Origin of the sequence: Sphingobium chlorophenolicum, from assembly GCF_000722875.1 — a bacterium.
GTDB classification, from domain to species: domain Bacteria; phylum Pseudomonadota; class Alphaproteobacteria; order Sphingomonadales; family Sphingomonadaceae; genus Sphingobium; species Sphingobium chlorophenolicum.
This window is the reverse complement of record NZ_JFHR01000017.1, coordinates 60,707-76,161: the sequence shown is the minus strand read 5'-3', so window position 1 is coordinate 76,161 and position 15,455 is coordinate 60,707. Positions and strand designations below refer to the sequence as shown.

General features: G+C 65.0%; 11 protein-coding genes. 3 read left to right on the top strand and 8 right to left on the bottom strand.

Annotated elements, in window-relative coordinates; translation table 11 throughout:
- Positions 1–4 precede the first annotated feature (4 nt).
- The 4 genes from BV95_RS09390 to tcuA are packed head-to-tail and all read right to left on the bottom strand — an operon-like array spanning position 5 to position 5,842.
- Positions 5–1,474, bottom strand: a complete 1,470-nt coding sequence (locus BV95_RS09390; protein ID WP_037450513.1) for an aldehyde dehydrogenase family protein — start codon at positions 1,472–1,474, stop codon at positions 5–7.
- Positions 1,471–2,880 (bottom strand): MmgE/PrpD family protein, encoded by a 1,410-nt coding sequence (locus tag BV95_RS22695; RefSeq protein WP_162179738.1) that lies wholly within the window; start codon positions 2,878–2,880, stop codon positions 1,471–1,473. The genes BV95_RS09390 and BV95_RS22695 overlap by 4 nt, the downstream gene beginning before the upstream one ends.
- Position 2,881: 1 nt before the next feature.
- A complete protein-coding gene (locus BV95_RS09380; protein ID WP_013849857.1) occupies positions 2,882–4,288 on the bottom strand; it encodes an MmgE/PrpD family protein in 1,407 nt (468 codons plus the stop codon).
- 24 nt (positions 4,289–4,312) lie between these two features.
- Positions 4,313–5,842 (bottom strand): FAD-dependent tricarballylate dehydrogenase TcuA, encoded by a 1,530-nt coding sequence (gene tcuA, locus BV95_RS09375; protein ID WP_037450510.1) that lies wholly within the window; start codon positions 5,840–5,842, stop codon positions 4,313–4,315.
- A gap of 160 nt (positions 5,843–6,002) precedes the next feature.
- Here tcuA and BV95_RS09370 point away from each other — a divergent pair, with 160 nt between their 5' ends.
- Complete coding sequence (locus tag BV95_RS09370) at positions 6,003–6,941, top strand: LysR substrate-binding domain-containing protein (protein WP_037450508.1); 939 nt, start codon at positions 6,003–6,005, stop codon at positions 6,939–6,941.
- Between the two features lie 103 nt (positions 6,942–7,044).
- Here BV95_RS09370 and BV95_RS22690 read toward each other — a convergent pair whose 3' ends face one another.
- The 3 genes from BV95_RS22690 to BV95_RS09355 all read right to left on the bottom strand — a co-directional run bounded on the left by BV95_RS22690 (position 7,045) and on the right by BV95_RS09355 (position 10,900).
- Entirely contained in the window at positions 7,045–8,223 is a 1,179-nt protein-coding gene (locus BV95_RS22690; RefSeq protein WP_051749683.1) for a mandelate racemase/muconate lactonizing enzyme family protein, read from the bottom strand.
- Entirely contained in the window at positions 8,220–9,875 is a 1,656-nt protein-coding gene (locus tag BV95_RS09360) for a GMC family oxidoreductase (protein ID WP_037450506.1), read from the bottom strand. The genes BV95_RS22690 and BV95_RS09360 overlap by 4 nt, the downstream gene beginning before the upstream one ends.
- A gap of 116 nt (positions 9,876–9,991) precedes the next feature.
- Positions 9,992–10,900, bottom strand: a complete 909-nt coding sequence (locus BV95_RS09355; RefSeq protein WP_162179737.1) for an SMP-30/gluconolactonase/LRE family protein — start codon at positions 10,898–10,900, stop codon at positions 9,992–9,994.
- Between the two features lie 191 nt (positions 10,901–11,091).
- On the opposite strand from BV95_RS09355, the gene BV95_RS09345 reads away from it, so the two are divergent.
- Together BV95_RS09345 and BV95_RS09340 are read left to right on the top strand one after the other, a co-directional pair.
- Positions 11,092–12,582, top strand: coding sequence for an aldehyde dehydrogenase (locus tag BV95_RS09345; protein ID WP_037450499.1), 1,491 nt, complete (start codon positions 11,092–11,094; stop codon positions 12,580–12,582).
- A 19-nt stretch (positions 12,583–12,601) separates the two neighbouring features.
- Positions 12,602–13,339 (top strand): cyclase family protein, encoded by a 738-nt coding sequence (locus tag BV95_RS09340; RefSeq protein WP_037450496.1) that lies wholly within the window; start codon positions 12,602–12,604, stop codon positions 13,337–13,339.
- A gap of 245 nt (positions 13,340–13,584) precedes the next feature.
- Here the strand turns inward: BV95_RS09340 and BV95_RS09335 are convergent, their stop codons facing one another.
- A complete protein-coding gene (locus BV95_RS09335; RefSeq protein WP_037450493.1) occupies positions 13,585–15,417 on the bottom strand; it encodes an NAD(P)/FAD-dependent oxidoreductase in 1,833 nt (610 codons plus the stop codon).
- Positions 15,418–15,455 lie beyond the last annotated feature (38 nt).

Here is a 15,455-nt window from a genome sequence, read left to right as displayed (position 1 = left end):
ATGTCTATGCGAAGGGATCGGGCGGGATCGCGTCGGACAGGTCGACCACCACCGTCTTGGTCTCCATATATTCGCGCATCGCGTCGAAACCGTTCTCCCGCCCGATCCCGCTCATCTTGTAGCCGCCATAGGGCAGCATGAAATGCACGGGGCGGAAGGTGTTGACAGACACGAGGCCGCTTTCGATCCGGGCGGCGACGCGATGGGCGCGTGACACGTCCCTTGTCCACAAACCGCCGACCAGCCCGTAGCGCGTGTCGTTGGCGAGGGCGATCGCCTCTTCCTCCCCATCGAAGGGCATCACGGCGGTGACGGGGCCGAATATCTCCTCCTGCGCCAGGCGGGAGCGGTTGTCGGCGTCGGCGAAGACGGTTGGCTGGACGAAATAGCCGTTGGGAAGGCCCTCCGGACGCCCTCCCCCCGCCAGCAGCCGAGCGCCGCTTTCAACGCCCAGTGCGATGTAGCCTTCCGTCTTGTCGCGCTGTTCGGCGGATGTCTGGGGGCCGATATGGGTCTTCGGATCGAAGGGCAGGCCGGGGCGTATCCGCTGCGCCCGCTCCGCCAGTCCGGCCGCGAACCGTTCGTAGAGCGGCCGCTCCACGAAAATGCGGGAGGCCATGGAGCAGGACTGGCCTGTGGAGCGGAAGGCGCTGTGCGTCGCGACCGACAGCGCCTTGTCGAAATCGGCGTCGGCGAAGACGATGAAGGGGGATTTACCGCCGCATTCGAAGGAGCAGCGTTTCAGGTTCGCGCTGGCGCTCCGCATGATGCGGATCGCGGTTTCATGCGATCCGGTGAAGCTGACCTTTGCGACGCCCGGATGGGCGGAGAGCGCCGCGCCCACTGCGCCGTCGCCGGGCAGGACGTTGACGACGCCCGCCGGGAAGCCCGCCTCCTCGACCAGCGCCGCCAAAGCGAGCATGCTGGCCGGGGTCTGTTCGGCGGGTTTCAGGATCATGGCGTTGCCCGCGGCAAGGCCCGGCCCCAGCTTCCACGAAGCGAGCGAAATGGGGGAATTCCATGGCAGGATCGCCGCCACCACGCCGACGGGTTCCAGCCTTGTATAGGCCAGCGCATCGGGGCGGTAGGGTATCTGTTCCCCATTCACCTTGTCCGCCGCCCCGGCGAAGAAGGTCAGCCAGTCCGCTGCCCGTTGCACCTCGCCCAGCGTGTCGCGCAGCGGCTTGCCATTGTCGCGGCTCTCTATCTCGGCCAGCCGGGCGGCGTCGCGGCGGATCAGGTCCGCGAATCTGGCGATCAGCGCGCCGCGTTCGGTGGGCGCGGTGCGGCCCCAGCGGCCCGCCATGGCGGCGCGGGCGGCGGAGACCGCATCGTCGACGTCGGCCGCATCGGCGGCGGCGACCTCCGCCCAGACATGTTCGGTGGAAGGATCGATGCTTGCGATCCGGCCCGCCGCATGCGGGGCGACCCATTCGCCGCCGATGAACAGCCGGTCGAACTGCGCGACGCTCATGACGCCTGTCGCAGCGTTTCGAGGGGACGGATATGGCGCAGCATGTCCGACAGCGACTCCGTTTCGGGCGCTTCGCCCATGGCCTGCGCCACCGAAACGGCCCCGTCGCCGAAATGCCAGCGCGTGTTGCGCTCGAACTTCGCGAGCACGTCGGCGCGGGACAGGGCCGCTTCCGGCGATCCGGGATGGTAGGGCACATGCTTGAAATAGCTGCGCCCACCCGCCTGCACGGTCAGGCGCGCCGGGCAATGGGCGGGATAGTCGGATTCCGGATCGACCGACGCTTCGATCTTCTGCGCGAGGGTCAGGATGCGATTATCGTCCAGACGTTCCGGCAGGAAGGTTTCCAGCCCGACATCGCCGTCGACCAGCGCGGCTGCAACGCCGAAGAAAAGGCTGAACCGGCCCTCATGCGGGGTTTTCGGCGCTTTCTTGCGGTCGCGGGGCTCGGTGACGAGCGTCAGGCCCGGCTCCGCAAGCTGGCAATGCACGCTTTCGATATCCGCCACGGTCACGCCGTCGCGGGCGAAATCGGCCAGCACCTGCTTCGACGCCTCGATGAAGGCGTGCAGCAATTGGCAGCAGGGATAGGGCTTGTAGGCGGTTTCCGGCAGGTACCAGCGCGTGCCCAGCCCCTCGGCGGCGCGGGCGAAGTCGAGCTGGCCGCTGATCGGGGTCAGGTGCGTCTCGAAGAAGCCGAACTTCCCTTCGAACACCGTGTCGGGACCGGTGATGCCCGCCATGGCTAGGTCGATGGCCAACATGCCCGCATGCGCGCCCCAGCCGCCGTGCAATATCTTCGATGTCGATCCGGTGCGGGTCGATTCCTGGATGCCGGAGGCGAAGGTGCCCGCTATGCCCATGGCGTCCGCGATCTGGCCCGGCGTCGCGCCGCGCAGCCGCCCGATGGCCGCCGCCACGCCGAAGGAGCCGATCAGCGAACTGGTATGATAGCCGCGCTCCAGGAAGCGGTCGCCCGCCACGAAGCCCAGCCGGATCATCACCTCATAGCCGACGACGGCGGCGTCGATCGCCTCCGCGAGGGAAAGCCCCTCCGCCTCGGCCGCGGCCAGCACGGCCGGCACGACGGTCGATCCGGGACGGGCGAGCGAGGAACCATGCTTGTCGTCCATCTCCAGCGCCTGGGCCAGCGATCCGTTGACCAGCGCCGCCAGTTCGGCGCGGGCCCGCCCGTCGAAGCCGAAGAGGGATGCGCCCTTCCCTCCACTCCATTGCGCCGCGAGACGACCGAAGGCCGCGCCGCTTTCCTCCTTGGGATTGGCCCCGGCGAGGGAAACGCCGATGGCATCGATCATGTGCCAGCGCGCCGCTTCCCGCACTTCGGGCGGCATGTCGGACGAAGGGAAATTGGCGGCAAATTCGCCGAATGTCTGCGATAATGTCATGTCAGCGGACCTGTTGCAACGCGGCGCCAAGGGCGATGGCGGGCGCTTCCTCATTTTCCAGATTGTCGATGATCCGTTCGATCTGGGCCACGGCGTCCGCCGTCAGTTGGCGTCCGGCGAGGTCGCGGAACTTCTCCTTCAGCGCCTCTTCCGACATGGGATTGCGCCAGTGGCCGCTGCGATAAGTCTGTTCGTGGAAATGCTCGGCCCCGTCCTTCATCGTCACGGTGACGCGGACGGCGCGCATCTGGTGCTTTTCGCGGGCGTCGAGTTCGGGGTCGACAAACACCTCGATCCGGTTGGCGAGGTCGATGATCCTGGGGTCGACCAGCTTCTCGTCCGTATATTGGTCGATGAAGGCGTTGCCCTCCAGCAGCGTCACCGCGCCGGTATAGGGCAGGTTCATCTGCGCGCCGATCGTCTCGCCATTGGGGACATAGGGCCAGCCGCAATGGACGTAGACCATTTCCGTCGTGCCGACGCGGACCTTTTCCACATCCTCGCCCCTGATGCCCGCCTTTTCGCGGATGGCGCGCAGGGCGTCGACCGTGGTTTGGCTGCTGGCGAGCGAGGAATAGCGCTTGAAGCCGTTGTGCCGCATCTCCCAGTCGGTCCCCAGGCCTTCGGTCGCGAATTTCAGATCATAGTCGGAGGAGTAAGTGGAGCAGAAACCGCCATATGGCGCTTCCAGCACGTCGCGTACGCCGGTCAGGCCTTCGCGGGCGCAAAGCGCGGCGATGATGCCGTTCTGCGATGCCTTGCCGGAATGGAAGCGCTTGGCCATCGCGCCGAATTGCGCGGCCATCAGGCCCGCCGCCTGGCTGCCCGCCAGGCCCAGGGCGCTCACATATTGGTCGGTGTCGAGGTCCAGCAGCTTGGCGATGGCGGCCGCCGAACCGAAGGTGCTGGTGAGGCCACAGGGGTGGAAGCCGCGATGGAAGGCCGACGGGCTGACGGTGTTGCCGATGCGGGTGCCCAGTTCATAGCCCGCGACGGTGGCGCGGATCATGTCTTTGCCGGTGAAGGCGCCGAACGCCCCCTCCGAACAGGCGATAACGGCGGGGATGACGCCTGCGCCATAATGCGACATGGACTGGTCGTGGCAGTCGTCCAGCTCATAGCCCTGCGCCGCCGTGCCGTTGATGAAGGCGGCGCCGAGCGGATCGGCCTTCACCTTCATGCCCCAGGCGCTGGCGGTCGGTTTCTGGCCGAGAAGGTTGACGGTGCGGACCACGGCCTGCACCCAGGGCGTCGGCGCGCCGAACGCGCCGCAGCCCAGGCTGTCGCGGATGCATTGCTTGGCGTTCAGGATCAGGTCGTCGGGAATGTCCCCATATTGCAGGTTGGCGGCGAAATCGGCGATGTCGCGGGTCGCGCCGGGGACGACGAATTTGGCGGGTGCGTTCATGGAGGAGCTTTCTTCGATAAGGGGTCAGGCGACGGACAGGGCGGGCTTTCGTGACGCGGTTTTGGCGTAGGCGGCGGCGCTGCCGCCCGCGAGGCGGCCGAAGACCGCTCCGCTGGTCAGGCCGCTTGCGCCGGGATAGTTGAAGTAGAATATGCCGCCGACCATCTCTCCGGCCGCGAACAGGCCGGCTATGGCGTGGCCGTTGGTGTCGATGACTTCGCCCTCGGTCGAGATTTTTACGCCGCCGAAGGTGAAGGTGACGCCGCAGGTGACGGCATAGGCCTCGAACGGGGGGGTATCGATGCTGTTGGCCCAGTTGCTGCGGATGACGCCATTGCTGGATGCGGCGCGGCCGTCCTTGATATTCGGGTCGAACGGCATGTCCGCTTTCACCGATGCATTGAATTCCCGCACGGTGGCCAGGAATTGGTCCTTGTCGATCTCCCCGATCTTGTCAGCCAGTTCTTCGATGGATTGGGCGACAACCTTGGTGACCTGGCGGGTGCGATATTCGTCGCGGAGCAAATGGTTGACCTTGGAATCATAGACTTGCCATGCCAGTTGGCCCGGCTGCTGCAATACTGCCTGGCCATATTTGGCGTAGGTATAGTTACGGAAATCGGCGCCTTCGTCGACGAAGCGTTTTCCGTCGCGATTGACCATGATGCAGAGCGGATAGGAGTGGCGCTGATATTGCGGTGTCAGCGCGAGATCGCCGAAATCCTGTGCGTTGCGTTCCCATGATACGGCGTGACAACCCGACCAGTGGCCATAGGGTTGCGCGCCCGCGGCCAGCGCCATGGACAGGCCGTCGCCGGTGTTGAAGCGCGAGCCGCGAACCTTCGCCAAGTCCCAGCCCGGCCCCAGATAGCGGGCGCGCCATTCGGCATTCGCCTCGAACCCGCCGCAGGCCAGCACGACGGCCCCGGCCTGGACGGTTTCGGCATGACCCCGGTCGTTGATCAGGGTGACGCCGGAAACACCGCCTTCGTCGCGCAGCAGGTCGCGCACCCAGCTATTGTAGCGGATTTCCACGCCGCGCTTTTCCGCCGCATTATACAGCGCATCGACCAGGCCGGGGCCGCCGCTGGCCACCGCGATGGTCGCGCCGCCCCAGAATTTGAAGCGGCCGTTCACGCGATAGGCCTGCCGCCCGAAATTGGGGAAGAAGCGGACGCCCTGGTCGCGCATCCACAGGATGGTTTCGCGGCTGCGCTTCACCAATATCTCGCACAGGTCGGGATCGGTGCGATATTGGGTGATTTCGCCCATATCGTCGAAAAACTGTTCCTCAGTGTAAGTGCCGAAGTCGCTGACCGCCACTTCCTCGTCCGTCAGGTCCGGGCAATAGGCGCGGATGTCGTCGGCGCTGTCGTAAACGGTGCGCATCAGCCCGTCCGTATAGGCGGAATTGCCGCCCCGCTCCTCGATGGGGGAGCGTTCCAGCAGGAGGACGCGGCTCCCTTCGTTGGCGGCGCAGAGCGCGGCGCAGAGCGCGGCGTTGCCGCCGCCCACGACGATCACGTCATATTCGGATTGTTGCTGTTCCGGCATTCCCATCCCTCCTGGCCCATCCCTCCCGGCGGGCGTGCCGATACCGGTCACAAAATTGCCCCGCTGATGTCATGCCAGCCACTTTTAGGGGATTGCTTTATGCGCGCACGGAATATTATAGCATTCTGCCATATCAAAAATTTATGGTGAGGATGGCCGGATGAAGCTGCAACAGCTCCGCTATGTCGTTGAAATCGTGCGGCATAATAATCATCTCTCGGCCGCCGCGGACGCCCTTAACACGTCCCAGCCGGGGGTGAGCCGGCAGATCCAGTTGCTGGAGCAGGAACTGGGTTTCGAAATCTTCATGCGCACCCGCAACCGTATCATCGACCTGACGGAGCCGGGCCGCGTCGTCTTTTCCATCGCGCAGCGGATCGCGACCGATGTCGCCGCATTGAAATCGCTGAAGGAGGACATGCATTCGGGCAATCGCGGCGTCTTCACCATCGCGACGACGCATACCCAGGCGCGCTATGTGCTGCCCAAGGTGGTGGAGAAGTTCGTCGCCCGCTATCCCGACGTGAAGCTGGTGCTGAAGCAAGGCGATCCGGAGGAAATCTGCGCGCTGGTGGAGGCGGGCGACGCGGACCTTTCCATCGGGACGGAAACGACGCGGGATTTTCCCAATCTGGTGAAGCTGGACTGTTTCGACCTGCACCGCTGCATCGTCGCGCCGGTCGGGCATCCAATTCTGGCCGTGCCGGAACTGACGCTGGAAGAGATAGCGCGCTATCCGATCATCACCTACGATACGCGTTATAGCGGGCGGTGGAAGGTGATGAAGGCCTTCACCGACGCGGGACTGGAACCGAAGATCGTGATGAGCGGGATCGATGCCGACGTCTGCAAGACCTATGTCGGCATGGGGTTGGGGATTGGGATATTGGCCGCGATGACTTACGATCCGGAACGGGATGTCGGTATTCGGGCGCGGGATGCTTCGCATCTGTTGCCGTCGAGCACGATCAAGATCGTGCTGCGGCGGAATACTTATTTGCGGTCGTTCCTGTTGGACTTCGTGCATTCGGTCGCGCCGAATTTGACGCCTTTGCGGGTCAGGCGGGCGGTGCATGAGTTTCAGACGGTGGCGGGGTAGGAATGGGATGGGCAGAGGCGCAGCTCGTGCCCCTTTCCCCTCCACCAGCCTTCGGCTGGCCCCCCTCTCCATCTGCGATGGGGAGGATTTGGCGATGTCCGCTCTACCCCGTCACTTCCAACTTCTGGAGCGTCATGCGTTGCAGCGCGCCTTCATCGATGGCGAGGCCCAGGCCCGGCCCTGTCGGGACCGTCACCGCGCCATCCTCTATGACCATGGCGCCTTCCGCGATCAGGGGGTCATCGCCCAATACCCCTACGCCGAAGACGAATTCCGCCGCGCCGAACGTCCGCGCCGCCGGGACCGAGGCGCAGAAATGCGCGGCCGCAGCCGCTTCGAGTTGCGATGCTACCGCCAGGCCTCCGCAATTGATGCCGATGCCGTGCGCCTCGCCCAGGGCGGCTATCTTGCGCGCCGGAGTGAGGCCGCCGACCTTGTAGAGCTTGACGCAGAAAACGTCCGCCGCGCCCGCGTCGGCGATGCGGGCCGCGTCCTGGAGCGTGAACAGGCTTTCGTCGGCCATGATCGGGACGCCGCCCGCTTGTGCGCGGATCGCGGCCATCGCCCTCAGGTCGGCGCGCTCCACCGGCTGTTCGCAATAGCCGACATTCATGTCGCGCAGGGCGTTGAGCGCCGACACCGTGTCCGCCGCCGTCCAGCCGGTATTGGGGTCGACGCCGATCATGATGTCCGGCCCCACCGCCGCCCGCACCTGTTCGAAATTGGCGACGTCCGTTCGCCAGCCGCCCTTCCCGGCCGCTTTCAGGCATAGGACTTTGATGCCGAATTCCTCGACGGCGCGGCGGGCGTCCGCGACCATCTGTGCCGGGTCGTCATAGAGGCTGACGGACCATTCCAGCGGAATGACCGCATTGGCTTGTCCGCCGATCAGCGCATGAACCGGCAGGCCCACCGCCTTGCCGAAGGCGTCGTGCAGCGCGATGTCGATCAGCGCCCGCGCCGCCGGATTGCCCGCCAGCCGCGACGTCAGCAGCCCGTCGATGGATTCCAGATCGCAGACCCGCTTGCCGATCAAGAGCGGGCCGTAAATATCCTTGATCGCGCCGATTACGCTATGCACCGTGTCGGCGACGAAATGGCCGGGGCTGATCGGGCGAATCTGGCCGATGCCGATCACGCCCTCCGCATGGATCTTGAGCAGCAGCGGCTTGCCCAGCAACTGGTCCGACGGGCCGGTGTCGTAGCTGCCGCTGGAGAAAGTGCGTTTCAGACGGACCGGCAGTTCGGTGACGTGAAGCTCTATCCTCTCGATGCGCATCATGCGGCCGCCCGGTTGTCGTTGCGCCAGTGCGCCAGCACGATGTCGGCGCCGCGTTCCCCCAGGGCGATGGTCGGCGCGTTGGTGTTGGAGGACGGGATGGTGGGGAAGATGGAGGAATCGATCACCCGCAAATGGCCGACGCCGCGCACGCGCAACTGGGGATCGACCACGGCTTCCGCATCGGTCCCCGCCTTGCAGCTTCCCACGATATGCCAGGTGGTCTGGGTGGTTTCGCGGATATAGTCGATGATCTCCGCATCGGTGGCGGCGCTGTCGCCGGGGCGCGTTTCCCGCACGATCATCGCCTGCATCGCGGGGTGGGATGCGACGTTGCGCACCGCCTTTATGCCCGCCAGCAGCACGCCGACATCGTGCGGATCGTCGCAATATTGGGGGTCGATCTTTGGGTAGACGACGGGGTCGGGCGACTGGATATGCGTCCAGCCCCGCGACCGGGGCCTGAGGCCCATGACGCCGACGGTGAAGCCCGAATGCGCGTCCAGCCCGTCCTGCGGCCTGCGGGCATAGCGATCCTTGCCGGAAAAGGGCTGAAGCTGGAGTTTCAGGTCGGCGCGGGGTTCGTCGGGGGAACTGCGCATCACGATATGCGCCACCGCCGAGCAGATGGACAGCAGCCCCTTGCCGAACAGGGCGAATTTCAGGCCTTCCTTCACCTTCACCGTCGGGCGTTGCAGGGCGTCGTTGATGGTGATCGGTTTGGTGCATTCGAATGTCAGGCGGGTATTGGGATGGTCCAGCAAATTCTCGCCCACGGTGGGCATGTCGCGGAGCACCTCTATCCCATATTCGCGCAGAATCGATGCGTTGCCGATGCCGGACAGTTCAAGGATCTTGGGCGACTGGACCGGTCCCGCCGACAGGATCACTTCCTTGCGGGCGTCGATCCGGGTCAGTTCATTGCCGCGACGGACCTCCACACCGGTGGCGACGCCGTTTTCGATGATCACGCGAGTCACCAGCGCGTCAACCATCACGTCCAGATTGGGGCGGCTGCGCGCCGGTTTCAGATAGCCGACCGCCGAGGATGAGCGGAAGCCGCGCCGGGTCGAATATTGGAGATAGGATGCGCCCTCATAATGGCCGTCATTATAATCCTCCACATAGTCGAAGCCGGCCTGGCAGCCCGCCTCGACAAAGGCGTCGGCCAATGCGTCGAAATGTTTGAGGCTGGTGACGGAAATCGGCCCGTCATGGCCGCGCACGGCCGGATCGCCCTGCGCATAGCTTTCCATCCGCTTGAAATAGGGCAGCATGTCGGACCAGCCCCAGCCGGGCAGGCCGAGCGCGGCCCAACTGTCGAATTCCGCCGGATCGCCCCGGACATAGACATTGCCGTTGATCGAACTGGAGCCACCCAGCACCCGTCCCCGCGTCCATAGCTGGGTGCGGTTCTTGAGCGCGGTTTGCGGTTCGGTGATGAAGGGCCAGGTGTGGTTGGGGTCTTTCAGCAGGTTCACGACCATCAGCGGGATGTGGATGCTGATGGCGCTGTCGCGGCCGCCCGCCTCGATCAGCAGCACTCGTTCCCGGCCATCTTCCGACAGGCGGTTGGCGACCGCGCACCCTGCCGATCCCGCACCCACGACGATGAAATCATAAGGCCCTTCGTTCCGGCCAGCCCTTGCGTTCACGCTGCATCCCTCATCGATATTATGGTTGGCCGGACATTATGGACCGGTAACATTCAATACAATATAATCGCCGGCGGGCAGCATATCGTTATGGCATGCCGACATGGGCGAAGCTGTCAGGGCACGGATTTCACCGTCACCGGGGCGCGCCATATCTCTCCCTTTTCCGCCTCCGTCACGTAGAGATAGCCGTCGTGGATGGTGAGGTTCGTCGTCCAGCGTCCGGCTTCCTTCGGCAATTTCATATAGCCCAGCGCGAAACCGTCCGCATCGGCGACGCCCACCGCCCCGGCCAGGAATTCCGCCCAGTATAGCCGCCCGTCCGCGTCCATGGTCATGCCGTCCGGGCCAATGCCGCCGTCGGTGTGCGCCAATATATAGGGGCCGCGCTTGCTTTGCGGGTTGGCGGCCGAGGGCATGGTCATGATCGCCTTCGCGCCGTAGAGGCCGATATTGACGAATTTTCCGTCGGGGGTGAGCGCGACGCCGTTGGGATAGGGCAGATTGTCCGCCAGGATTTTGGCCGATTGGGAACCGGGCGCAAAATAGGCGACGCGGCCCACCCGGTCGAGATAATTGGAATTGTTCGCCAGCGTCACATAGATGCCGCCCTGTTCGTCGAAGACGAGGTCGTTGGCGATGAAAGGCTTGCCCTCCACCTTGTCGGCGAACACGGTCAGCGCGCCGGATTTCGGGTCATAGGCCAATATGCCCCGCGCATTGTCGGTGACGAACAGCCGTCCGTCCCGGTGGAAGCGCGCTCCGTTGGGGTGGCCGCCCGTCTTGATCCGGGTGACGCATTTGCCTCCGTCGACCTTGACGATCTCTCCGTTGAAGAGGCTGACGGCCCAGATGTCACCGTTGCGGTCGAAATTGATCCCTTCCAGAAACTGGCCGCAGGTGACGACCCGTTCGAAGCGGCATTCGCCGCCGCAAATATCCTTCAGCGTCGAAGCCTGCGCGGCCATGGCGCAGAGCATCATGTATGCGCAGGCCAAAGCCTTGACCGATTTCCCGATTGTCATTCTTCCTCTCCATTTCCCATGCGAAATCATCCGGAGGGAGGCGATGGAACGCCAATATCCAAACGGCATTCAGGAGAAGCGTTGCTTATGGTGGAGGCGGCGACACCATAAGCTTGCGTTATTCTCGTTCGCCGGAAACATATTGGAGGGCATGGCGTCGGCAGGCTAAGACCGGATTACAAGGCGGGAGGATGATGTTGGCTGTGCGGCAGGATTATGACCTTTATATCGACGGCGAATGGGTGTCGCCGGAAGCGAATGAGCGCTTTCCCGCCGTCAATCCGTTCAACCAGAATGAATGGGCGACCATAGCGCAGGCGGGCGCGGCCGATGTCTCTGCCGCCGTCAGCGCCGCGCGCGAGGCGTTCGAGCAGCGCTGGCGTGGCGTGCCGGGGGTGGAGCGGGCGCGGCTGATGCATCGCCTGGCCGACCTGATCGAGCGGGACGCCGACCGGCTGGCGACGCTGGAATCCACCGACAATGGCAAGGTGATACGGGAAACCGGGTCGCAGATGCGGTTCTGCGCCCGCGTCTTCCGCTTCTTCGCGGGCTATGCCGACAAGATATTCGGCAAGGTCATTCCGGTCGATCGACCGGACATCTTCGATTATGCGACGATGGAGCCGCTGGGGGTGATCGGCGTCATCACCGCATGGAATTCGCCCATCGCGCTGCTGGCGAACAAGGTGCCGGCGGCGCTGGCGGCAGGCAATACGGTGGTGGTGAAGCCGTCCGAACATGCGTCCGTCACCACGCTGGAATTCGCGAAGCTGGTGGAGGAAGCGGGCTTTCCCAAGGGCGTGTTCAATGTGGTCACCGGCGATGTGCGCACCGGACGGGCGCTGGTGGAAGGCGGCGGGCTGGACAAGATCAGCTTTACCGGCAGCAGCCATGGCGGGCGGGAGATCGCGGCGGTGGCGGGGCGCAACCTGACCCCGGTGATCCTGGAACTGGGCGGGAAGTCGCCCAATATCATCTTCGAGGATGCGGATCTGGGCAAGGCGACCGTGGGCGCGCTGGCGGGCATATTCGCGGCGACGGGGCAGACCTGCATCGCCGGGTCGCGCCTGCTGGTGCAGCGGTCCGTCTATGCGGGGGTGGTGGAGGAACTGGCCCGCCGCGCCGCGAATATCCGGCTGGGCGATCCGCTGGACCCCGCGACGGAGATGGGCACGGCGGCGAACCGGCCCCAGTTCGAGCGCATCCTGTCCTTCATCGAATCGGCCCGACAGGACGGGGCGCGGCTGATCACCGGCGGGGAAGCGGCGCGGGAGGGCGTCCTGCGCGACGGGCTGTTCGTGAAGCCCACCATCTTCGCCGACGTGCACAACCAGATGCGCGTGGCGCGGGAGGAGATTTTCGGGCCGGTGCTGTCCATCATCCCCTTCGATACGGAGGAGGAGGCGATCGCCATCGCCAACGACCAGAGTTTCGGCCTGGCGTCGGGCATCTGGACGCAGAGCCTGAACCGCATGCATCGCGTTTCCGCCGCGCTGCGCACCGGCATGGTGTGGGTCAACACCTATCGCGCCGTGGCGGTGCAGACGCCCTTCGGCGGGGTGAAGGACAGCGGTTTCGGGCGCGAGCGCGGCGAAGAGGGGTTGAAGGAATTCCTGACCACGAAGAATGTGATGATCAACCTGTCCGAAAGCGAGCGCGACCCGTTCCAGGTCCAGACCTGAGGCAGAAGAGGACGAGCCGATGTGCGATCAATGCCCCAAGGCGCCGCGTGGCTGGATCGGCTGGCTGGATCTGCCTGAAAGCCGCGCGATGCAGCCCGCCGGTCCGTGGATCGACCTGACCCATGCGGTCGGGCCGGACATGCCCTGCGCGTCGATCTTTCCCCGGCCCAGTTTCGGCAAGCTGCGTTCGCTGCCCGACGATCCGTTCAACGTGACCGACATCCACATGGTCGCGCATGCCGGGACGCATGTCGACGCGCCGCTCCATTATTTCGAGGATGCGCCCGACATGGCGTCGATCCCGCCGGAGCGGCTGGGCGGCACGGGCGTCGTCTGGCGCGTGGAAAAGGGGCCGGACGAGATCATCTCCGTCGCGGAGCTGGAGCGATGCCGTCCGCTGCTGCGGGCGGGGGACATATTGGCGGTGGATACCGGCTGGGCGGCGCGGTTCGGCACGCCGGACTATGAACGGCACCCCAGCTTCAGTCCGGAGGCGGCGGTCTGGCTGCTGGAGAAGCGGATCAAGATGCTGGCCTGCGACTTCGCCACGCCGGATCTGGTCTATCATCTGCGGCAGCCGGGTTTCGACTGGCCGGTGCACCGGACGCTGCTGGCCAACGGGATATTGATCTGCGAGCATCTGACGGGACATGCCGTTTTGGCGGGGAAGCGCGTGGAATTTCTGTTCGGCGCGCTGCCTATTGCGGGCGGGGACGGGTCGCCGGCGCGGGTTGTTGCGCGGGCGGTGCGGGATTGAAGCGGGATGCGGGACTGGCTGGCTGACCGGTTTGGGTGGTTAGCCGTCATTCCCCCTCCCGCCTGCGGGAGGGGGTTAGGGGGTGGGTTGGCGCGACATCTGCGCTGTTTCGCAACGGTTAAGCCGGAAGCTCGCTACGCTCGCGCCCACCCCTAGCCCCTCCCGCCTGCGGGAGGGGAATGTCTTGGGCTGGCCATTTCCCGACATTTCCGAACTTGTCCATGCTGCCAATTTAGGCGTCGTGCTCATGCCTCCTGGGGCGTCATCATGTCATCGGGAAGCGGCGCTCTGGTTACGGCTTCGGGTTGGTGGACAGGAGTTTCCATCCCCTCCATCCGCGCCTTGAGTTGCAGCGCCAGATGCAGCGAGTGGAAGCGGGACTGGGCCAGATTGCCGCCGTGGAACCACAGCCCCTCCTGCCGGGTCGGTTTCCACATGTTGCGAAGTTCGCCTTCCCAGGGGCCAGGGTCCATCGCCGTGTCCGAACCCAGGCCCCAGCAGCGGCCGACCTTTTCGGCGACTTCCCTAGAAATCAGCATCTCCGCCCAACCATCCATCGGGCCGTAGCCGGTGGCGTAGATGATCGCGTCGGCGGGCAATGCGCTGCCGTCGGTCAGCACCAGCCCGTCCGGCGTGAGGGACGCGACGCCGACGCCGCTGCGCACTTTTATCTCTCCATCGCAGATCAGGTCCGACCCGCCGACATCGATATAATAGCCCGAAGCGCGCCGCATATATTTGCCCGCTATGGCCGTGCCGTCCTCCCCGAAATCGAACTGGAATCCCGATGCCGCCAGCCGTTCGTAGAAAGCCGCGTCCTCCCTGCGAATCCGGTCGCAGTTGCGCCGGTCGACCGCCTCCTTCAGGCGAAAGGGGATGGAGGCGGAGATCAGATCCGCCCGGTCGGTGTCGATGCCTGCCCCGATCCCCTTTTCGGAATAGGGGCCTTCCTCCGAAATGCGGCGGAGCGCGCTGGCCTTGATCACGGTGGTGGGCGAACGCTGGATCATCGTCACCTTCGCGTCGTTCGACCAGAGGTCGACGCAAATGTCGTGCGCCGAATTGTTGGAGCCGACCACCACGCAATTCCTGCCCGCAAAGGCCGAGCCGTCCTGATAGTCGCTGCTGTGGCACTGCACACCGCGAAAGCTGTCCGCGCCGGGGAATTCAGGCCTGTTGGCGATGCCGGACAATCCGGTGGCCAGCACCAACTGCGCGGGGCGCAGCACCATTTCCCGCCCTGCCCGATCGACCGTCACGGTCCAGCGCCCGGCCGCCGCGTCATAATGGACCTTGATGCAGCGGGTGGAGCCCCAGAAGTCCAGTTCCAGCACCTTGGCGTACATTTCCAGCCAGTCGCCCATCTTGTCCTTGGCGGTGTAGACCGGCCAATGGTCGGGGAACGGGATATAGGGCAGATGGTCCAGCCAGACCGGATCGTGCAGGTAGAGCGATTTGTACCGGCTGCGCCAGGCGTCCCCCGGCTTTTCCAGCGCGTCGATGATAAGGGTCGGGACGCCCAGCCGCTTCAGCCGCGCGCCCAGCGCCAGTCCGCCCTGGCTGCCGCCGACGATCAGGCAATAGGGCTGAACCTCCGTCCCCAGCGTCCGGGCGGCGGCGGCCCGCGCCTCCGTCCAGGTTTCCCTGTCCTTCATGGCGCGATGAACGACGCCTTCGGGCCGCCGCGACCCGCCCGGTTCCTCGAAGCCCTTCAATTCCTGCAAGGCGGTGAGCAGAGTGAAGCAGCGGCCGTCCTTCAGCCGGACATGGCCCTTGCCCCGCCCGGCGGCGGTTTCGAAATCGAACCAGCCCTCGACCAACCCGTCCTTTTCCTCCGCGCCGCCTTCGCGGCTGGCGGCGAAAGGCAGGACGGCGTCCATCTGGGCGTCCAGCATCCTGGCTATGGCGTCGCGCCCCTCCATCGTCGCGATGTTCCAGGTGAAGGCGACCAGATCGCGCCAATAGCATGGGTCGGGCGCGAAAAGGGCAAGGACAGCTTCCCTGTCGCGAGCGACGAGCGCGGCCTGAAACCGGTCCAGCCAGCGTTCCAGCGTCCGGTCATGCTGTCCACTATTCACCTTCCGCTCCTCTCCCGTCCCGCGAACGGGCCCATTTC

Excerpts from the sequence above, each read along its gene's own strand:
- BV95_RS22690 (WP_051749683.1), bottom strand. The coding sequence starts at position 8,223 with ATGATGCGCATCGAGAGGATAGAGCTTCACGTCACCGAACTGCCGGTC.
- BV95_RS09345 (WP_037450499.1), top strand. The coding sequence starts at position 11,092 with ATGATGTTGGCTGTGCGGCAGGATTATGACCTTTATATCGACGGCGAA.
- BV95_RS09355 (WP_162179737.1), bottom strand. The coding sequence starts at position 10,900 with ATGACAATCGGGAAATCGGTCAAGGCTTTGGCCTGCGCATACATGATG.
- BV95_RS09340 (WP_037450496.1), top strand. The coding sequence starts at position 12,602 with ATGTGCGATCAATGCCCCAAGGCGCCGCGTGGCTGGATCGGCTGGCTG.
- BV95_RS09370 (WP_037450508.1), top strand. The coding sequence starts at position 6,003 with ATGAAGCTGCAACAGCTCCGCTATGTCGTTGAAATCGTGCGGCATAAT.
- BV95_RS22695 (WP_162179738.1), bottom strand. The coding sequence starts at position 2,880 with ATGACATTATCGCAGACATTCGGCGAATTTGCCGCCAATTTCCCTTCG.
- tcuA (WP_037450510.1), bottom strand. The coding sequence starts at position 5,842 with ATGCCGGAACAGCAACAATCCGAATATGACGTGATCGTCGTGGGCGGC.
- BV95_RS09390 (WP_037450513.1), bottom strand. The coding sequence starts at position 1,474 with ATGAGCGTCGCGCAGTTCGACCGGCTGTTCATCGGCGGCGAATGGGTC.
- BV95_RS09380 (WP_013849857.1), bottom strand. The coding sequence starts at position 4,288 with ATGAACGCACCCGCCAAATTCGTCGTCCCCGGCGCGACCCGCGACATC.